The organism is Streptomyces sp. NPDC000410 (genome assembly GCF_040300305.1).
Lineage (GTDB): Bacteria > Actinomycetota > Actinomycetes > Streptomycetales > Streptomycetaceae > Streptomyces.
The window spans coordinates 14,282-33,648 of record NZ_JBEPDM010000060.1; the positions used below are offsets into that span (position 1 = coordinate 14,282).

The 19,367-nt window shown below is 72.4% G+C and carries 16 protein-coding genes and 1 pseudogene; 5 read left to right on the top strand and 12 right to left on the bottom strand.

Annotated features, from left to right (window positions below; all coding sequences use genetic code 11):
• Window positions 1-68 precede the first annotated feature (68 nt).
• Entirely contained in the window at window positions 69-851 is a 783-nt protein-coding gene (yaaA, locus tag ABT342_RS33590; RefSeq protein ID WP_351582174.1) for a peroxide stress protein YaaA, read from the top strand.
• Between the two features lie 69 nt (window positions 852-920).
• Window positions 921-1,538, top strand: coding sequence for a bifunctional 4-hydroxy-2-oxoglutarate aldolase/2-dehydro-3-deoxy-phosphogluconate aldolase (gene eda / locus ABT342_RS33595; RefSeq protein ID WP_351582177.1), 618 nt, complete (start codon window positions 921-923; stop codon window positions 1,536-1,538).
• 149 nt (window positions 1,539-1,687) lie between these two features.
• On the opposite strand, the gene ABT342_RS33600 is transcribed toward eda, so the two are convergent.
• Genes ABT342_RS33600 through ABT342_RS33610 form a run of 3 tightly spaced genes read right to left on the bottom strand, consistent with a single transcriptional unit; the run spans window position 1,688 to window position 4,565 of the window.
• Window positions 1,688-3,010, bottom strand: coding sequence for a bifunctional RNase H/acid phosphatase (locus ABT342_RS33600; RefSeq protein WP_351582179.1), 1,323 nt, complete (start codon window positions 3,008-3,010; stop codon window positions 1,688-1,690).
• Window positions 3,010-3,753: a zinc ribbon domain-containing protein gene (locus tag ABT342_RS33605; RefSeq protein WP_351582203.1), complete on the bottom strand. Its 744-nt coding sequence runs from the start codon at window positions 3,751-3,753 to the stop codon at window positions 3,010-3,012. The genes ABT342_RS33600 and ABT342_RS33605 overlap by 1 nt, the downstream gene beginning before the upstream one ends.
• The gene (locus tag ABT342_RS33610) at window positions 3,750-4,565 is read right to left on the bottom strand and encodes a Nif3-like dinuclear metal center hexameric protein (protein WP_351582180.1); all 816 of its coding nucleotides are present in this window, start codon (window positions 4,563-4,565) and stop codon (window positions 3,750-3,752) included. Before ABT342_RS33610 ends, ABT342_RS33605 begins: the two co-directional genes overlap by 4 nt.
• 243 nt (window positions 4,566-4,808) lie before the next feature.
• Between ABT342_RS33610 and ABT342_RS33615 the strand changes: the two genes are divergently transcribed.
• Entirely contained in the window at window positions 4,809-5,927 is a 1,119-nt protein-coding gene (locus ABT342_RS33615; protein ID WP_351582182.1) for a hypothetical protein, read from the top strand.
• A gap of 346 nt (window positions 5,928-6,273) precedes the next feature.
• Here the strand turns inward: ABT342_RS33615 and ABT342_RS33620 are convergent, their stop codons facing one another.
• From ABT342_RS33620 to ABT342_RS33640, 5 genes are all read right to left on the bottom strand, one after another.
• Window positions 6,274-7,428 carry an oxygenase MpaB family protein gene (locus tag ABT342_RS33620; protein WP_351582185.1) on the bottom strand — a complete coding sequence of 385 codons (1,155 nt, stop codon included), beginning with the start codon at window positions 7,426-7,428 and terminating at the stop codon, window positions 6,274-6,276.
• A 166-nt stretch (window positions 7,429-7,594) separates the two neighbouring features.
• Window positions 7,595-8,536, bottom strand: coding sequence for a 3-oxoacyl-ACP reductase (locus tag ABT342_RS33625; protein WP_351582187.1), 942 nt, complete (start codon window positions 8,534-8,536; stop codon window positions 7,595-7,597).
• A gap of 15 nt (window positions 8,537-8,551) precedes the next feature.
• Window positions 8,552-9,628, bottom strand: a complete 1,077-nt coding sequence (locus ABT342_RS33630) for a Zn-dependent alcohol dehydrogenase (protein ID WP_351582189.1) — start codon at window positions 9,626-9,628, stop codon at window positions 8,552-8,554.
• Between the two features lie 110 nt (window positions 9,629-9,738).
• Entirely contained in the window at window positions 9,739-10,593 is an 855-nt protein-coding gene (gene chsH3 / locus ABT342_RS33635; protein WP_351582191.1) for an enoyl-CoA hydratase ChsH3, read from the bottom strand.
• Window positions 10,594-10,761: 168 nt separating this feature from the next.
• Complete coding sequence (locus ABT342_RS33640) at window positions 10,762-12,264, bottom strand: MFS transporter (protein WP_351582193.1); 1,503 nt, start codon at window positions 12,262-12,264, stop codon at window positions 10,762-10,764.
• Between the two features lie 182 nt (window positions 12,265-12,446).
• Between ABT342_RS33640 and ABT342_RS33645 the strand changes: the two genes are divergently transcribed.
• Window positions 12,447-14,036, top strand: coding sequence for a carboxylesterase/lipase family protein (locus tag ABT342_RS33645; protein ID WP_351582195.1), 1,590 nt, complete (start codon window positions 12,447-12,449; stop codon window positions 14,034-14,036).
• Window positions 14,037-14,100: 64 nt separating this feature from the next.
• Here the strand turns inward: ABT342_RS33645 and ABT342_RS33650 are convergent, their stop codons facing one another.
• The 3 genes from ABT342_RS33650 to ABT342_RS33660 form a co-directional block, all read right to left on the bottom strand.
• Complete coding sequence (locus ABT342_RS33650; RefSeq protein ID WP_351582205.1) at window positions 14,101-15,291, bottom strand: lipid-transfer protein; 1,191 nt, start codon at window positions 15,289-15,291, stop codon at window positions 14,101-14,103.
• 18 nt (window positions 15,292-15,309) lie between these two features.
• Window positions 15,310-17,484 carry an acyl-CoA dehydrogenase family protein gene (locus ABT342_RS33655; protein ID WP_351582197.1) on the bottom strand — a complete coding sequence of 725 codons (2,175 nt, stop codon included), beginning with the start codon at window positions 17,482-17,484 and terminating at the stop codon, window positions 15,310-15,312.
• Between the two features lie 66 nt (window positions 17,485-17,550).
• The gene (locus tag ABT342_RS33660) at window positions 17,551-18,171 is read right to left on the bottom strand and encodes a TetR/AcrR family transcriptional regulator (protein WP_351582199.1); all 621 of its coding nucleotides are present in this window, start codon (window positions 18,169-18,171) and stop codon (window positions 17,551-17,553) included.
• A gap of 132 nt (window positions 18,172-18,303) precedes the next feature.
• Here ABT342_RS33660 and ABT342_RS33665 point away from each other — a divergent pair, with 132 nt between their 5' ends.
• Complete coding sequence (locus ABT342_RS33665) at window positions 18,304-19,230, top strand: oxidoreductase (RefSeq protein WP_351582201.1); 927 nt, start codon at window positions 18,304-18,306, stop codon at window positions 19,228-19,230.
• 9 nt (window positions 19,231-19,239) lie between these two features.
• On the opposite strand, the pseudogene ABT342_RS38320 reads toward ABT342_RS33665, so the two are convergent.
• A pseudogene (locus tag ABT342_RS38320) lies at window positions 19,240-19,367 on the bottom strand (DUF4097 family beta strand repeat-containing protein); the annotation flags it as partial.

Below are 19,367 nucleotides of genomic sequence, written 5' to 3' on the forward strand. Positions count from 1 at the left end.
CGGCGACCCGACTACCCTGGCGCGGGGGCCGCACCCCCTTTCCCATGCGTACGTAGAGGAGAACCACCGTGCTCGTGCTGTTGCCGCCGTCGGAGGGCAAGGCCGCTTCCGGCCCCGGGGCGCCGCTCAAGCCGGAGTCGCTGTCGCTGCCGGGGCTCTCCGCAGCGCGGGCCGCGGTGTTCGACGAGCTCGTCGAGCTGTGCCGGGGCGACGAGGAGAAGGCCCGTGAGGTGCTGGGCCTGAGCGAGGGGCTGCGGGGCGAGGTCGCGAAGAACGCCGCGCTGCCGACGGCGGGCGCCCGCCCGGCCGGGGAGGTCTACACCGGTGTGCTGTACGACGCGCTGGGGCTCGCCTCACTGGACGAGGCGGCCCGGGAACGGGCCCGGCAGTGGCTGCTGGTGTTCTCCGGGCTGTGGGGCGCGGTCCGGGTGGACGACCGGATTCCGTCGTACCGCTGCTCGATGGGGGTGAAGCTGCCGGGGCTCGGGGCGCTGGGCGCGTACTGGCGTACGCCCATGGCGTCCGTGCTGCCCGAGGCGGCCGGGGACGGGCTGGTGCTCGACCTGCGGTCGTCGGCGTACGCGGCGGCGTGGAGGCCGAAGGGCGAGGTCGCGGGCCGTACGGCGACGGTGCGGGTGCTGCACGCGCCGACCCGGAAGGTCGTCAGCCACTTCAACAAGGCGACGAAGGGGCGGATCGTCCGCAGCCTGCTGGAGGCGGGGACGGCTCCGGCCGGTCCCGCGGAGCTGGTGGAGGTGCTGCGGGAGCTCGGCTACGAGGTGGAGGCGGAGGCGCCGGAGAAGGCCGGCAAGGCGTGGTCGCTGGACGTCCTGGTGACGGAGATCCACTGACCCGAACATCCCATTGCATCCTCCGCAACGGTCGTTGCGTGAGGTGAAGGGGCTGGGCACGATGAGCGCATGACCTCCGTGCTCGGCCTCGCCCCCGTCGTCCCTGTCGTCGTCATCGACGACGCCGCCGATGCCGTACCACTCGCGTGCGCCCTCGTCGCGGGCGGCCTGCCCGCGATCGAGGTGACCCTGCGCACCCCGGCCGCGCTCGACGCGATCCGCGCGATCGCGGACGAGGTGCCGGGCGCGGTGGTGGGCGCGGGAACGGTCATTTCGCCCGTGGGCGTGGCGGAGGCGGTCGACGCCGGGGCGCGTTTTCTGGTCAGCCCCGGGTGGACGGAGGGCCTGCTGGAGGCGATGAAGGTGTCCGGCGTGCCGTTCCTGCCGGGGGTGTCGACCGCGTCGGAGGTCGTCGCGCTGCTGGAGCGCGGGGTCCGCGAGATGAAGTTCTTCCCGGCGGAGGCGGCGGGCGGCACGCCGTATCTGCGCTCGCTGGCCGGGCCGCTGCCACAGGCCCGCTTCTGCCCGACCGGCGGAATCTCGCTCGCCTCGGCGCCGGCGTATCTGGCGCTGCCGAATGTGGGGTGCGTGGGGGGCACGTGGATGCTGCCGGGGGACGCGGTGGCGGGGCGGGACTGGGCGCGGGTGGAGTCCCTGGCGCGGCATGCGGCGACGCTGCGGGCCTGACGACCCCCATTTGTGGGCATTCGTCCCGCTGGGGGTCCCCCCAGGACGGAGTCCTAGGGGGAGGGACGGGTGGGCACAAACCACCCACCGGCCCGCACCCGGCCCGTCAACGGCAAGGACCGCCGATCCCCGCCCCTACCCCGCACACCTCACCGGAGGTGCGACGTGTCGTTCAGGAGGCGGAGGGACGCGTTGCCGTCCGCGTAGTAGGCCACCGCCGAGAGCGACGCGGCGGAGAGTTCCATGCGGAACAGGGCCTCCGGCGGGGCGCCGAGGGCGAGGCGGACCAGGGTCTTGATCGGGGTGACGTGGGTGACCAGCAGGACCGTACGGCCCGCGTACCGGTCCGTCAGCCGGTCACGGGTCGCCGAGACCCGGCGCGCCACCGTCGCGAAACTCTCGCCGCCGCCCGTGGGCGCCGCCTTCGGGGAGGCCAGCCAGGCATCGAGGTCGTCCGGATACCGTTCGCGGACCTCCGCGAAGGTCAGGCCCTCCCACGCGCCGAAGTCCGTCTCCCGCAGGCCCTCCTCGATCCGTACGTCGAGGCCCAGGCGCGCGGCCACGGCGGACGCGGTCTGGCGGCAGCGCCGCAGCGGCGAGGAGACGATCTCCTGGATCGTGCCGCGCGCGGCGAGCGCGGCGGCCACGGCCTCCGCCTGGCGCAGACCGACCTCGGACAGCTCCGGATCGCCGCCCCCGCTCCCGGAGAACCGCTTCTGCGGGGTGAGCGCGGTCTCCCCGTGCCGCAGCAGCACGAACGTGGCGGGCGCCCCCATGTCGGCGGCGGCACCCCACCCCACGGACGACGCGGACGACGCGGTCACGTTCGCGGCGAGCGCGGCCCGCGCCTGCGCCGCGATGGCGGCGGACTCGGCGGACTCGGCGGACGCCACCGGCGCGGCCTCGGCGCGCGGCGCCACCGCCCCCGACAGCGCGGCCCGCGCCCTCGCCGCCCCCGCCGCCGCGTCCCCGGGCGGGCCCGCGGCGTTGCGCGCGGCGCCCGCGTCCAGGGCGTCCAGCGCGGCCCGGGAGCTGGACGGCTCCCACTGCTTGCCCCGCTTGCCCGCGTCCATGGCCTCGTTGGCGAGCCGGTCGGCGTGCTTGTTCTGCTCGCGCGGGATCCACTCGTACATGACCTGGGACGCCGGGAAGACCCGCGCCGCCTCCGCCGCGAGCGGCTTCATGTCGGGGTGCTTGATCTTCCAGCGCCCGGACATCTGCTCGACGACGAGCTTGGAGTCCATCCGCACCCGGACCTTGGCGTCCGCGGCGAGCTCCCGCGCGGCCTTCAGCCCGGCGATCAGGCCCTTGTACTCGGCGACGTTGTTCGTCGCGACGCCGATGTACTCCGCCCGCTCCGCCAGCGCCTCCCCCGTCACCGGGTCGAAGACGACCGCGCCGTACCCCGCGGGGCCCGGGTTGCCCCGGGAGCCCCCGTCCGCCTCGACGACCAGTTCGCGCGCCGAGGCCATCAGAGCCCGGACTCGGCCGTACGGACCAGGATGCGGCGGCAGTTCTCGCACCGTACGACCGCGTCGGCGGCGGCCGCCCGCACCTCGTTCAGCTCGGTGATGTTGAGCTCGATGTGGCAGCCCTCGCAGCGGCGCTGGTACAGCCGGGCCGCGCCCACGCCGCCCTGCTGCGCGCGCAGCTTCTCGTACAGCTTCAGCAGCTCGGCCGGTACGGACCCGGCGACGACCTCGCGCTCCTTGGCGATCAGCGCGGCCTCGGCGTCGAAGCCCTCGTACGCCACGTCCCGGCGGCCGGTCGCGTCGTCGGTCTTCGCCTGGACGGCGGCGACACGGCCGGTCAGCTCGGAGACACGTTCCTGCGCGGACTCGCGGCGCTCCATGACCTCCAGGACGACGTCCTCCAGGTCGCCCTGGCGCTTGGCGAGGGAGGCGATCTCGCGCTGGAGGCTCTCCAGGTCCTTCGGCGAGGTGATGGCGCCGGAGTCGAGACGCTGCTGGTCGCGGGCGGAGCGCTGGCGCACCTGGTCGACGTCCTGCTCGGCCTTGACCTGCTCCCGGGCGCAGTCGCTCTCCTCCGTCTGCGCGGCGACGAGCAGATCGCGCAGCTGCGTGAGGTCCTTGTTCAGCGACTCGATCTCGGCGTGCTCGGGCAGGGACTTGCGCTTGTGCGCGATCTGCGACAGGCGCACATCGAGGGCCTGGACTTCGAGGAGTCGGATCTGGTCGGCGGGCGCGGCGTTCAGTTGGGGGCTCCAGAGGTGTGGTGGGAGGACCAGGGGTCGGTGACCGTCTTCGAGACATGGACCCGCAGGCCCCAGCCATGACGGTCGGAAATCTCGTCGAGTTGGGCGGCGGCCTGCTCGCACCAGGGCCATTCGGTGGCCCAGTGAGCGGCGTCCACGAGGCCCAGCGGTGACTGCTGCACCGCCTCCGACGCCGGGTGGTGGCGCAGATCGGCGGTGAGGAACGCGTCGACTCCCGCGGCCCGTACGGCACCGAAGAGGCTGTCGCCCGAACCGCCGCTGACGGCGACCCGGCGGACGATCGCGTCGGGGTCGCCCGCGATCCGGATGCCCTGCGCGGTGGCGGGCAGCCGCTTCGCGGCGTGCGCGGCGAACTCGCCCAGCGTGAGCGGGTGGTCGAGCTCGCAGATCCGGCCGAGGCCGTTCTCGGGCACGAGGGGGCCGACGACCCGCAGGTCGAGCGCGCCGGCGAGGGCGTCGGAGACGCCGGGGTCGGCGGTGTCGGCGTTGGTGTGCGCGACGTGCAGGGCGATGTCGTGCTTGATCAGGGTGTGCACGACCCGGCCCTTGAAGTGCGTGGCGGCGACCGTGGTCGTACCGCGCAGATAGAGCGGGTGGTGCGTGACGATCAGATCCGCGCCGAGCGCGATCGCCTCGTCGGCGATCTCCTGGACGGGGTCGACGGCGAACAGGACCCGTGTGACGTCGGCGTCAGGGTCTCCGCAGACCGTGCCGACGGCGTCCCACTCCTCGGCCCGCTCGGGGGGCCACAGGGCGTCGAGCGCGGCGATGACTTCAGACAGACGGGGCACGGAGCAAAGGCTACCTGCCCTACGTGTCCCTCCGGCGTGCGCTGTCCTGCTGTTACGCACTGTCCCGCGCCATCGATGACGCACCCACGTCGAACGGGGCCGATCGCCACGACTGGCGTACACACTCGCCCCACCACCCTCAGGCGAATCGGACAACCGCCACCCTTATGGGTGAAGCACGACAGTTCACGGTGTTCGGCTGGACGTACGAAACCTAGTTTCGTCGCCGGAGGTGACGAGTCGATGACTGCTTGTGCCATCGAAGCGGCCACGGACGGCGACGGGGACACGGTCCGACCGAGCGGCTTCACGATCGCCGTGGACGGTTGCTACGCGGCCCGGCTCGCCCGCGAGGGCGACGCCTGGTTCCCGGAGCGCTGGACGCTCGACGGGCCCGAGCCGTACGCGGTACCGCTGCCGGGGTGCCAGCCGGAGGAACGGGACACCGAGGTGCTGCCGATGACCGACGGGCGGGTGCTGATCCACCGCCGGGTCGGCGGCCGGCGCGACTTCTCCCTCCTGTACCCGACCGGCCCCACCACCGGCGAACGGCCGCTCGGCGCCGTCGAGTGCGAGGACCTCACCCTGCTGCCGCCGTCCCCCGAGGGCAGCTGCGCCTACGCCCTCGCTCCCGGCGGGCGGTCCACCGCCGTGTGGCGGGTGGCGGGCGGCGCCTTCGGCCCGGAGCGGGTCGCCGTCGTCCCCGGGCGCTGTTCCGGCGGCGTCTGGCTGGACCGCACGGGACGGATGCTCGCCGTGAACCAGGAGTCCGCGGGCGTCACCAAGGCGATGACCGTGGACCTGGAGCGCGGCGGGGAGGTCAGCCCGCTGCTGCAGATCACGGACGACAGCAACGACCGGCTGCTGCTCGCGGACCCCGACAGCGGTCTGCTGCTGATCCGCTCGGACGCGGCGGGGCACGACCGGCTGGGCTGGGGGGTGCTGGGGAGCATGCGGCCGGTGCGGTTTCCGGAATGCCTGCGCCTCGCCGACGCCGCCGTCACGCCGTTCGCGATCCAGCCGGGCCAGATGCTGATGCCGGAGAGCTGCGCGGTGGCGCTGCGGATCGACGCGGCGGCGGGCAGCTGGGTGGGAGTGTGGCGCCCCTCGGGGCGACGGTTGCATCAACTGCCCGCCCCGGAGGGGTGGTTGGCCGGGGCGGGGCTGTGGACCCGGGAGGGTGTGCTGCGACTGCCGTACGCGACGGGGCGGGTGCCGTGCGGAGTGGCCCTGCTGGAGCCGCCCGCCGACGCCCTTCTCCCCCACCCGGTCACGGAACCGGCACTTCCGGAATGTCCCGTGGTGTACAAGCCGGTGCCGTTGCAGCAGGCGCCTCTCATCGGCCGGGTGACGCCTGGTTAGACTTTCCGGCCGGGGGCTCTTCAGGTGCGGTGGGTGCGGCGCCGGGTCCCTTGGGACACGTAAGCAGCGAGCACAAAACGGGGGAACTTCCCACATGTCTGAAGCCCGAACCGACACGACCCAGGCGCGTCCGCAGTCCGCGGCCGCGGCCCAGGCCGAAGCCGGCGGCTCCGGAAAGCACCGAGGCGGTGCGGCGCCGACGGAGGACACGACGAGCCCGGCCCATGGCCGGCACCGGCGGCCGGGGGACGGTACGCGGTAGCCCGACCCAGGACCGCTCCGGCTCCCCCGCGCCCTCGAAGGGCGTAGGGGAATCGGAGCAGGGCCTGGACACCACGGCCATGCGTCAGCGGTTGTCGCCGAGCTCCTGGTGCATCTGGGGCTGGTCGTCCTGGCCGTGGGTGATGGCGTAGTTCTCGATCTCGTTGAACGCCTTGGAGGCGACGCCGATGGCCTCCTTGTAGGGGTTGACCCCTACGGCCTGCTTGGCGCTGCCGCCGAGGAGACCGCCCGCCGTGTTGCTGAGCAGGCTGTGGCCGGCGGCGACGCCCTTGGCCGCGAAGTCGATGGGGCTCTTCGGGATGCCGGCCATGTCGGCGTACTTGTCGGTGAGCGCCACACGGGTGATCGCGATGTACGCGTCACTGGCTCCGGGCTTCAGAAGGTCCCGGTAGAACTCGATGGCCTTCTTGGTCATGTACAGACCGTCGTCGGTCTTCTTCCACTCCTTGTCCCGCTCCTGGTTCCAGATGCGCTCGACCTCGTCGGCGTTCTTGGGCAGGAGCCACTTCTCCGGGGTGCCGAGGTAGTGGTTGACGTAGTGCCAGGCACACATGAAACCGTGCTGGTCGTCCTTGGAGACGTGCAGGCCCAGGTTCTTCATGCCCTGGAGGATCTGGGTGCTGAAGACGCAGACGGCGCCGGTGGTGTACTTCTGGGAGACCGGCTCGCCCCACTTGGCGTAGTCCCACTGGCCGCTCTTCTTGTGCAGCTGGCGCACCGAGGCGTGCACCATGCGGACCTTGGTCACGGTCGCGGCGAGGGTGCCGTTGCGCATGGCGTCCCTCTTGCCCATGCCGAGGAACAGCCGCGAGGACTGCGACAGCCGTCGGCCCGGACCTTCCACGCCGCCGAGCCGTCCCGTGGAGCGCAGGGTGTAGGCGCCCGTGGGGGAGAGGTAGGTGCCGATGAGGCCGGCGGTGCCCTGGAGCATGGACGCTTCGCCGTGGTGGTGGTCGAAGAAGCCCTCCGCGGCCTTGACGTCGGCCTCGCTCCAGTCCGGCGGCGGGGCCTGCGCCTCGCGCAGGAAGTCGGCGAGGCGCTCGGGGAGCTGGGAGAGGTCCTGGTCCGGCCCCAGTTTGTTGATGGTCCGGAACAGATCGTTGACCCCGTCGACCTCCCGGTTGTCGATCAGGTCGGACACCAGCGCGTCGGCGGCCGGGTCCCCCACCTTGTTCGCGGCCTCCACCTCGGCCGAGAAGTTCGCGGTCGTCAATGGCATGGCAGTGCTCCGTTCCTCGGTGATCACGTTGTGTGACCGCCGGCCCCGGGCCGGGGGCGGCAGCGTACGGTCGTGATCTTCCCTCGTCACGGAGCGTGAAGACTTGACCCATTCGCGGCGTACGGAAGTGCGCCCGGCGCACTAGGGGGCGCACTTCCGTAGCCGACTAGCCTCGCTTCAGGCCCAGGACCTCGGCCGCCGCGAACGTCTCGCCGTCCGGCCGGGACGCGTAGTACGGGGACAGGACCCCGTCCAGCTCCTCGTACGAGAACGTCTCCTTCGAGGAGTCGAACGTGGCGGCCACCCTCGGGCGCTCCACCACCGCCACCATTCCCCCGTGGACGACGAGCAGCTGCCCGTTGACCCTGGCCGCGGCCGGGGACGCCAGATAGCCGACCAGGGGGGCGACGTGCTCGGGGGCGAGTGGGTCCAGCTGCCCCTCCCCCGGCTCGGCGAAGCCAGCGAACACGTCCTCCGTCATCCGCGTACGGGCCCTCGGGCAGATCGCGTTCGCCGTGACGCCGTACTTCCCGAGCGCCAGCGCCGTCGACGTCGTCAGACCGACGATGCCGCCCTTCGCCGCCGCGTAGTTGGGCTGGCCCGCCGAGCCCGCGAGGAAGGCCTCCGAGGAGGTGTTGACGACCCGGCCGTAGACGGGGGCCCCGGCCGCCTTGGACCGCCCGCGCCAGTGGACGGACGCGAAGTGGGTCGTGTTGAAGTGGCCCTTGAGGTGGACGCGGATCACCGAGTCCCACTCGTCCTCGCTCATCGAGAAGATCATCCGGTCGCGCAGGATCCCCGCGTTGTTGACGAGGATGTCCAGCTTGCCGTACGTGCCGACCGCCAGGTCCACGAGACCGCGCGCCGACTCGTGGTCCGCGATGTCGCCGAGATGGGCGACCGCGTGCCCGCCCTCCGCGCGGATCTCGTCCACGACCTCCTGCGCCGGGGCGGCGGAGGCGTCACCGGAGCCGTCCCGCCCCGGCTGCCCGTAGTCGTTGACGACGACGCTCGCGCCGAGCCGGGCGAGCTCCAGCGCCTCGACGCGGCCGAGCCCCCGCCCCGCGCCCGTGACGATCGCGGACAGGCCCTCAAGTGGGAGTGACATCCGACCGAATCCCCCTCAGATCTCGATGCAGGTACGCAGCGCCTCGCCCGTACGCATCTGGGTGAGCGCTTCATTGATCTCCGCGAGCTGCACCCGGTGCGTGATCAGCGACTCCAGGTCGATCCGGCCCGCCCGCCACAGCGCGATGGCCCGTTCGTACGAGCGCAGCACGTCCCCGCCGCCGTACATGGAGGGCAGGATCCGCTTCTCGTCGAAGAACAGCTCGAACATGTTGAGCTGGAGGAAGTCGTCCATCGCGCCCGCGCCGACCACGCAGAGCGTGCCGCCGCGCCGGGTCGTCTCGTACGCGGTCCTGGCCGTCGCCGACTTGCCGACGACCTCGAAGACGTAGTCGAAGCCCTCGCCGCCCGTGATGCGCTGCTTGGCATCGGCGAGTTCGTCCGGGGAGACCGCCTCGGTCGCGCCGAAGCGCAGTGCGGCCTCGCGCCGCGACGCCACCGGGTCGACGGCGACGATCTGCGCCGCGCCCCGGATCCGGGCGCCCTGGATGGTGGAGATGCCGACGCCGCCGCAGCCGATGACGGCGACCGACGCGCCGGTCTCCACCTTCGCCGTGTTGATGGCCGCACCGAGCCCCGTGGTCACTCCGCAGCCGATGAGCGCGGCGATCTCGAACGGCACGTCGTCGGGGATCGGCACCGCGCAGCCCGCGTCGACGACGACCTCCTCGGCGAAGGTGCCGGTTCCGGCGAAGCCGAAGACGTCACCGCCGGGGCGCTTGAAGTTGGGGGTGCCGGCGTTCATGAAACCGGCCAGACAGAGCTGGGTCTGCCCGCGCTTGCAGGCGGGGCAGACTCCGCACGCGGGCAGCCAGGACATCAGCACCCGGTCGCCCTGTTGGAGGCCCGTGACCCCGTCACCGACGTCGATGATCTCGCCCGCGCCCTCGTGGCCGGGGATGAAGGGGGCGGGCTGTGGCAGTACCCCGGTCATCGCGGAGACGTCGGAGTGGCACAGCCCGGTCGCCCGGACCCGGATCTTCACCTTGCCGGGGCCGAAGCCCGTCGCCTCGACGTCGTCGACGACTTCGAGTTTGTCCTGGCCGATCTCGTGCAGTACGGCTGCGCGCATGGTGCGGCTCCCTTCACGACGTACAAGGCGTTCAAGACGTACAAGGCGTTCAAGGCGTTCAAGACGTTCACAACGTGCAGGCGTTCAAGGCGTGCAAGGCGTTCGGAAGTTCACGACGTCTCGACGAGCGTGTCGGCGAGCACCGGGGCGTCGTCCCTCTCGACCGCCGTCACCGACACCTGGACGCCGCCTTCACCGGCCCACATCCGCATGCGCAGGGTCTCGCCCGGGAAGACGACGCCCGCGAAGCGCGTGCGGTACGAACGCACGCGCGTGACGTCCCCGCCGAGCACCGCGTCCACGACCGCCTTGAGCGTCATGCCGTACGAGCAGAGCCCGTGCAGGATCGGCCTGTCGAAGCCGGCGAGCTTGGCGAACTCCGGGTCGGCGTGCAGCGGGTTCCAGTCGCCGGAGAGCCGGTAGAGCAGCGCCTGGTCCTCGCGGACGGCCCGCTCGACGAGGATGTCGGGCTCGCGGTCGGGCTGCTCGACACGGGCCGACGGCCCGCGCTCGCCGCCGAAGCCGCCTTCGCCGCGTACGAAGATCTGGGCGTCGCTCGTCCACAGCGGCCCGTTCTCGTCGGCGGCTTCGGAGCGCAGGACGAGGATCGCGGCCTTGCCCTTGTCGTACACGGCCGCGACGCGCGAGGTGCTGGTCGCCCGGCCCTTGACCGGGATCGGGCGGTGCAGCGTGATGCTCTGTCCGCCGTGCAGTACGGCGGCGAGGTCGACGTCGATGCCGGGGGCGGACAGCCCGCCGACCACGCCCATGCCCGCGCCCGCGACCGTGGCGAAGCTGGGCAGGACGTGCAGCCGGGACTCCAGGGTGTAGCGCAGTTCGTCGGGGTCCGTCGCCGGGCGTCCGGCGCCGAGACCCAGGTGGTAGAGCTGGACGTCCTTGTGGTCCCAGGTGATCTCGGCGCTGCGCGGCTCGGCCGCGATCGCCTTGGCGGCATCGATGGGCATGGGGATGCTGCTCCTACGACGGTTGGGGAGTGGAAGACCTCGGTGCGGCCGTCCGCACCGTCGGCCGCACCGAGGCCGTACGGGACCGGTTACTAGAACGCGTTCTAGTGGCCGGATGAGCCATGTATAACGCACCCCCCACGAGTTGTGAAGGCTCCTGACAGTACGTCAGATATCCCGGCCGGGCGAGTCGCCCCGCTGCCGGACGTCCCGCTGCCGGACGCGCGGCCGCCGGTCCGTCGGCAGCCACAGCAGCATCAGCACCGCACCGCCCAGCAGCACCCCCGCCCCCGTCCGGAACGCCAGCGCGTACCCGGCCGTCAGCGCCTCGGGATCCGTCGCCCCGCCGGTCCTCGCCGCCGCGACCGTCGACAGGACGGCCAGGCCGAGCGCACCGCCCATCGTCCGGGAGGTGTTGATCAGCCCGGAGACGAGCCCGGCGTCGCCTGGGGCGGCCCCCGACGTGGCGAGGGCCGCGAGCGGGGTCGCGGCGAGACCGCCGCCGAGCATCATCAGCAGACCGGGCAGCAGGATCGCCGTGAGATACGTACCGTCGGCGTCCATCGTCGACTGCCAGCCGAACCCGACCGCCCCCACGAGCGCGCCGAGCGCGGCCACGTTGCGGGCGCCGATCACCGGCATCAGCCGGGGCGCGGCCTTCGAGCCGACGACCACGGCGAGGGAGCTGGGCATCAGGGCGAGTCCAGCGGCCAGGGGGCTGTAGTCGAGCACGTTCTGCGCGTACACCGTCATGAAGAACCACATGCAGAACATGGCCGAGCCGGAGATGAACATCGCCGCGTTCGCCGCCGACACCGACCGCACGGCGAACAGCTTCAGCGGCATCAGCGGCGCCTTCGTCCGCGCCTCGACCGCGACGAAGGCGCCCAGCAGCACCAGCCCGGCGGCCAGCGGCACCAGCGTCGCGGGGACGCCCCAGCCCGCCTCCTCGGTCTGGACGATTCCGTACGCGAGGGTCGCGAGGCCCGCCGTCACGAGCACCGCGCCGGGCAGGTCGAGCCTGCGCCCCTCCCCCGCCCGGCTCTCCGTGAGCCACCACGCGCCCAGGACCAGCACCAGCGCGCCGACCGGCACGTTGATCAGCAGGGTCCAGCGCCAGGACAGCGTGTCGGTCAGCACCCCGCCGACCAGCCCGCCGGCCGCGCCCCCGCCCGCCCCGACGGCGGTCCAGGTGGCGATGGCCCGCGCCCTCGCCGGGCCCTCCGGCACGGCCGCCGTGAGCAGCGTCAGCGTCGCCGGGGCGAGCACGGCGGCCCCGAGTCCCTGCCCGGCGCGCGCGGCGAGGAGCTGCCAGCCCTCCTGGGCCAGTCCGCCCGCGAGCGAGGCGGCCGTGAACAGTCCGAGTCCCACCAGGAACATCCGCTTGCGCCCGAACAGATCGCCCGCCCGCCCGCCCAGCAACATGAACCCGGCGAAGGCGATCGAGTACGCGTTGACCACCCACTGCAGTCCGACGGCGCTCAGGCCCAGGTCGGCGCGCATGGACGGCAGTGCGGTGTTGACGACGGACACGTCGAGGACGACGAGGAACTGCCCGGCGCAGGCGGCGAGCACCACCGCCCACGTCCTGGCGGACCGGACGGCGGCGCCCGGTATGTGATCGGCTGCGGTGTCTGTGGAGTCTGAGGGGGCTTGGACCATGACCGTCATGGTCGCAGGCACCTGACGGTCCGTACATCGGCATTTCGCGGTACGGACCGTCCGGCCGAAGTCCTAGGCATGCAGTTGCCTGGGGTGGCGGTACCCGGTGACCGGCGGTGGGGCTAGCTACACCCATCGACGGGTGGCTGACCGGCTGTCCGCGTGATCGCCGACTTCCTACGCTCGAAGGCATGTTGAAGCGGAGTACATACGCGGCGATCGCCGCCGCCATCGCCCTGGGCGTCGCAGGCGTGGTGACCACCACCGCCCCCGCCGGTGAGGCGGAGCGCGGTGACGCCTCGCTGGTACGGACCGACAACGGCACCGTACGCGGCACGGTGACCGACACCGTGCGCGTCTTCCAGGGCATCCCCTACGCGGCCCCTCCCGTCGGCGAGCGCCGCTGGGCACCCACCGCGCCCGCCAAGAAGTGGGACGGCGTCCGCAGCGCCACCGAGCCCGGCGCCGCCTGCCCGCAGACGGGCAGCCTCCCGGCCGTCGGGCCCAAGTCCGGCGACGAGGACTGCCTTTTCGTCAACGTCACGACTCCGCGCGCCTCCTCCACCAAGGCCCGGCCCGTGATGGTGTACCTGCACGGCGGCGGCCACACGGACAGCGAGGGTGCGATGTACGGCGCCCGGCGACTCGCCGCCCAGGGCGATGTGGTCGTGGTCACGGTCAACTACCGGCTCGGCGCCCTGGGCTACCTGGCCCATCCGGACCTGGAGAAGCGTGGCGAGTCCGGGAACTACGGCTTCCTCGACCAGCAGGCGGCCCTGCGCTGGGTGCAGCGCAACGCCGCTGCATTCGGGGGCAACCCGGGCAATGTCACGCTCTTCGGCCAGTCCGCCGGCGGCTACAGCACCTGCGCCCATCTGATCGCCCCGTCGTCGGCGGGCCTCTTCGACCGGGTCATCCAGCAGAGCGCCCCGTGCACGTCCGCCATGGGGCAACGGGACCGCGAGGACGCGCTGGCGGCGGGCGTGGCGACCGCCGGCGTGCTCGCGAAGAAGCACAAGCTCGCCGACTGGCGCACGGCCTCCCCCGAGCAACTGGTGAGTCCCTTCGGCATGGGCCCCGAGTACCAGCCCGTCTTCGGTGGTGAGCTACTGCCACGCACCCCCCAGGAGGCGTTCGCCACCGGGAACTTCAACAAGGTCCCGGTGCTGCAGGGCATCACCCGCGATGAGGAGCGGGCCAGGGTCTACGGCATTGAACTGGGCAAGAAGCAGGCCACCGGCGACCCGGACGCGCAGATCGACGAGTCCGACCGCCGCACCCACCTGGAGCAGGAGTTCGGCAAGAAGCAGGCCTCCGCCATCGCCGCCCGCTACCCCAGCAGTGCGTACGGCAACTCTCCGGCCGCCGCCCTCGGTGCCGCTCTGACCGACGGCAACTGGGCCCGTCAGTCCGTCGACAGCGGCCGGGCGCTGTCCCGCCACGTGCCCACCTACACCTACGAATTCGCCGACAGCACGGTCCCCTGGTACGCGGACCCGAATTACCGGAAGCCCGCGTTCGATGTCGGAGCCGGGCATACGTTCGACCTTCCGTATCTCTTCGAGCTCGACGCCTACCAGCCGCTGTCCCCGGCGCAGCGGGGCCTGTCCGACGAGATGATCCGTATCTGGAGCGACTTCGCCCGTACGGGCAAGGCGGACTGGAAGCCCACCACCCCGACGGCGCCGAACGCGCAGGCTCTCGCGTCCGGGCCGGGCGGTATCCGCCCCGTGGACTTCGCCGCGCAGCACCACTACGGCTTCTGGATATCCCTGCGCTGACCGCGACCGCTCACCGCGACCGCCGGGCGGCCGGCCCTCCACGGGCCGGCCGCCCGGACGTTTCCTAGGCCTTGCGCAGTACGGTGACGACCGCCGCGCCGCCGAGTCCGATGTTGTGCGCGAGCCCGGTGCGCGCGCCCGGCACCTGCCGTGCGCCCGCCTCGCCGCGCAGTTGCCAGGTCAGCTCGGCGGCCTGCGCGAGCCCCGTCGCGCCGAGCGGGTGCCCCTTGGAGATCAGTCCACCGGACGGGTTGACCACCCAGCGGCCGCCGAAGCCCGTCGCCCCCGACTCGACGAGCTTGCCCGACTCTCCGTCCGGGCACATGCCGAGCGCCTCGTAGGTCAGCAGTTCGTTGACGGAGAAGCAGTCGTGCAGCTCGATGACGTCGATGTCCTCGATGCCGAGCCCGGACGCCTCGTACGCCTGCCGCGCCGCCGCCCGGGACATGGGCCTGCCGACGACGTCGATGCAGGAGCCGGAGGCGAAGGAGTCGGCGGTGTCGGTGGTCATGGCCTGTCCGGCGATCTCGACCGCGCGCTCGTGCAGCCCGTGCTCGACCACGAAGCGCTCGGAGACGACCAGGGCCGCGGCCGCCCCGTCGGAGGTCGGCGAGCACTGGAGCTTGGTGAGGGGCTGGTGGATGGTCTTCGCCGCGAGGATCTCGTCGATCTCGTACACGTCCCGGAACTGGGCGTTCGGGTTGTCGGCCGAATGCCGGTGGTTCTTGGCGGCGACGGCGGCGAGCTGCCGGGCCGTGGTGCCGTAGCGCTCCATGTGCTCGCGGGCGGCGTTGCCGAAGATCTGGGCGGTGGGCGGGCTCATCTCGAAGCCGTGCGCGGCGGCCATGACCCCGTAATGCCGCGCCACGGGGGATGTCTTGAAGTCCCCTCCGTCGGCGCCCCCGCCCAGTGCCCCCTTCTTCATCTTCTCGAAGCCGAGGGCCAGTACGCAGTCGGAGAGCCCGCCCGCGACGAACTGCCGGGCCATCATCAGGGCCGTCGAACCGGTCGCGCAGTTGTTGTTGACGTTGTAGACGGGGACCCCGGTCAGGCCGAGTTCGTACGCGGCGCGCTGGCCTGCAGTCGAGGCCTGGAAGCAGTAGCCGACCGGGACCTGCTGGACGAGCTCGTACGGGATACCCGCGTCGGCGAGGGCCGCCGTGCCCGCTTCCCTGGCCATGTCCCAGTACTGCCAGTCGCGGGACTCGGGCTTCTCGAACTTCGTCATGCCGACACCGACGATGTACGTCTTCATGTTCATGGGAGGTTCCTCTCAGTCCCGGGGCAGGCCAAGGATGCGCTCGGCGACGACGTTGAGCTGGACCTGCGTGGTGCCGCCCGCGATCGTCAGACAGCGGGACATCAGCAGCCCGTGCACGGCCCGTTCGCCCGCGCCCTCACGGACCGCGCCCGCCGGGCCGAGGAGTTCGAGGGCGAGTTCGGCGACCTTCTGCTGGTGGCCGGTCTGGATCAGCTTGCGTACGGAGGCGCCGGCGCCCGGCTCCAGGCCGTCGACCTGCTGGAGAGTCGTCCGCAGCCCGATGCAGGCGAGGGCGTGCGCCTCGGCGGCGAGCGCGCCGATACGGGCCCGGCGGGCGTCGTCGAGCCCCGCGGACTTCGCGATCAGCTCCTCCAGGCCGGTGTCGAAGGTCAACTGGTCGGCCATGTGGACGCGTTCGTTGCCGAGCGTGTGACGGGCCACCCGCCAGCCGTCGTTCACCTCGCCCACCACGGCGTCGGCGGGCAGCAGCACGCCGTCGAAGTACACCTCGTTGAAGAGGGACTCGCCGGTGATCTCCTTCAGCGGCCGGATGTCGATCCCTTCCGTGGCCTTCATGTCCACGAGGAAGTACGTCAGCCCCTTGTGCTTGGGCGCGTCCGGATCGGTCCGGGCGAGGAGGATGCCGAAGTCGGCCCACTGCGCGGCGCTCGTCCACACCTTCTGCCCGCTGATCCGCCAGCCCCCGTCCTCGGTGCGCTCCGCCTTCGTCCGCAGCGAGGCGAGGTCGGACCCGGCCCCCGGCTCGGAGAAGAGCTGGCACCAGAGCAGATCGCCCCGCAGGGTGGGGCCGAGGAAGCGGTCCTGCTGCTCCTGGGTCCCGTACGCGATGAGGGACGGCACCACCCAGGTCGCGATGCCCAGGTCGCTCACCTTGATCCCGGCCGCCCGCAGCTCCCGCTGGACGGCGAGCTGCTGGAGCGGCCCGGCGCCCAGGCCGTACGGGGGCGGCAGGTGCGGAGCCGCGTGGCCGGTGGGCGCGAGGGCCCGGCGGGCGGCGGCCGGGTCGAGGCCGTGGGCGGGCGCGATCGCCTCGCGGGCCCGCGCGCGGTACGTGTCCGCCTCGGCCGGCAGCTCCAGCCTCAGCTCCCTGCGCGCGCCGTCCGCGGCGAGCCGTACGGCTTCGAGCCGGTGCGCGTCGCCGGTCCCGAGGAGCTGCCGGGCCACGACGGCCCTGCGGAGGTGGAGGTGGGCGTCGTGCTCCCAGGTGAAGCCGATGCCGCCGAGGATCTGGATGCAGTCCTTGGCGCACGTGTACGCGGCGTCGAGGGCGGTGGCGGCCGCGAGGGCGGCGGTGAGGCCCCGGGCCCCGCTGTCGGTGTCGGTGGCGCTGCCGGTGCCGCCGTCGGTGTCGGCGGCCCGTGCCGCGTCCCAGGTCAGGGCGCGGGCCTGTTCGAGCCGTACGAGCATGTCCGCGCACAGGTGCTTGATGCCCTGGAACTGCCCGATGGGCCGCCCGAACTGCTCGCGCACCTTGGCGTACTCGGCGGCGGTGTGCAGCGCCCAGGCCGCCGTCCCGCACGCGTCGGCGGCGTACAGCACGGCGGCGAGGTCGTGGACCACGCCGTCGTCGACGTCGAGGACACGGTCGTGCGGCACGGTCACCGCGTGCGCGGTGACCTCGGCGGTGGGCCGGGTCGGATCGGCGCTCTCGTGTACGCGTACGTCGAGCTGCTCGGCGTCCACGACGACCCGGGCGGTCCCGGTGTCGAGCACGAGCAGATCGGCGTACCCGGCGCCGAGGACGGGCGGCGCGGTGCCGTCGAGCCGGTGGCCGTCCGGGGTCCCGGTGGCGGTGAGCCCGCCGGGGCCGAGGGCGACGGCCCCGATCCTCTCCCCGCCCGCGAGGGCCGCCGCCAGATCCCCGCGCCCGGCGCGGACCAGCACGGCGGAGGCGAGCACGTTCGGCAGGTACGGCCCCGGCAGCGCGGCCCGCCCCGCCTCTTCGAGTACGACGACGAGGTCGAGGAGCGTCCCGCCGCCGCCCCCGTACTCCTCGGGCAGATGAATGCCGTGCAGGCCCTGTTCCCCGGCAGCCTCCCAGTACCCGGTCGGCCCGCTGCCGTCGTCGAGCAGCTTGCGCACCTCCTCGGGCGGCACGGCGCGCGCCAGCCAGCCACGCACCGACCGGGCCAACTCCCGCTGTTCTTGCGTGATCCCGATGCCCATGGGCGGCAGACTAGAACACGTTCCATTCTGACGGAAGGTCAGATGAGGAAGGTCGGATGAACAGCTTCAGGAGGCGACCGCCGGCAGCACACGGGCGTGCGCGGCGGCGAGCGCGATGTCCACCGCCCGGTCCGCTGTCGCCTCGTCGACCGGCTCGCCGGTGAACACGAGCCGGAAGTAGATGGGCGCGGCGAGGGCCTTGAGGAGTTCGGCCGGATCGGTGTCCGCGGGCAGTTCGCCGCGCTCGACGGCCCGGGTGACCACGGGCTCCGCCCGCCGGAACCGGTCCTCGAAGAGCGCGCGCTTGACTTCGGCGAGCCGTGGCAGGCGTACGGCGTCCGAGAGGACGGTGGCCAGCAGGGCCCGGCCCGCCCGCGTGGTCATGGTGGCGACGAGGGAACGGGCCAGCGCGCGCAGGTCGCTGTCCACCGCCCCGGTGTCGGGGATCGGGATGTCCGCGGCGAAGTGGCCGGCCAGCGCGTCGGCGACGAGGCCGTCGGAGTCGTTCCAGTTCCGGTAGATCGTCGTCTTGTGCACACCGGCCCGTCGGGCGACGCCTTCGACGGTCAGCGCCGCGTACCCGGTCTCCGTGAGCTCGGCGATGGTCGCCTCCAGCACGGCGGCGCGCATCTTCTTGCCCCGCCCGACAGCGGGGGCACGGCTTGAGGACGACTCGACAGACTCCATTGCAACCCCCGGTTGCGTTAACGGCGGAACATGCGACAGGATCAAGCTATCGCAACTTCGAGTTGCGATGCGGCGGCTGCGCGCTTTCCGGGCCGCAGCCCTCCCGACCCCTGGATCGAGGTCCCCATGACCATGAGCTGGACGCCGGATTCCCTCCCCGACCAGTCGGGACGACTGGCCGTCGTCACCGGCGCCAACAGCGGCATCGGGTACGTCACCGCCCGTGAACTCGCCCGCCGCGGTGCCCATGTCGTCCTGGCCTGCCGAAGCCGTGAGCGCGGGCGGGACGCGGTGGAGCGGCTGCGGACCGAAGTCCCCGGCGCCCGCACCGAACTGCGCGTGCTCGACCTCGCCGACCTGGGATCCGTCCGCGGTTTCGCCGAGTGCTGGAGCCACGACCGGCTCGATCTCCTGGTCAACAACGCCGGTGTGGCGATGGTGCCGTTCTCCCGGACCGCCGACGGTTTCGAGTCCCAGTTCGGCATCAACCACCTCGGCACGTTCGCCCTCACCGGTCTCCTCATGCCCCACCTGCTGGCCGCCGCCGACCCGCGCGTGGTCACCGTCAGCAGCGAGGGCCAGCGATTCGCCCGGTTCGACATGACCAACCTCAACGCCGAGCGCCGCTACCGGGCGGCGTTCGCCTACGTGCAGTCCAAGCGGGCCAATCTCTACTTCGCCATCGAACTGCAGCGGAGGGCCGATGCCGCCGGGCTGAGGCTGCGCAGCATGGCCGTCGCCCCCGGACTCACGCGCTCCAATGTGCTCACCGGCGGCGCCAACAGCACCCGGGGTCGTGCGTACGGGATCCTCACCCGCCTGCTCCTGCGCCTCGCTTTTCGCCCCACACCGGACGGCGCCAAGACCTCCCTGTACGCCGCGACCGTCCCCGACCTGCCCGGGGGCAGCTACGTCGTGCCCGACGGGCCGTTCCAGCTCCGTGGCGAGCCCGCCCTCCGCAGCCGGGAGCGTGCCATCCAGGACTCCGCCACGGCCCACCGGTTGTGGGGGCTCTCGGAACAGCTCACCGGCGTGCGCTACCCGCTGCCGGGGTCGTGATGGTGCGTTTCAGATGCTGCGGGCGGTGATGTTGCCGTAGGAGGTGGTGGCGTGGATGTTCAGGCCTGCCGCGGTGCCGTCGGTGTTGGTGAGGGCGTTGTGGATGCGGCCGTAGGCGGTGCCGGCGTCCAGGGTGG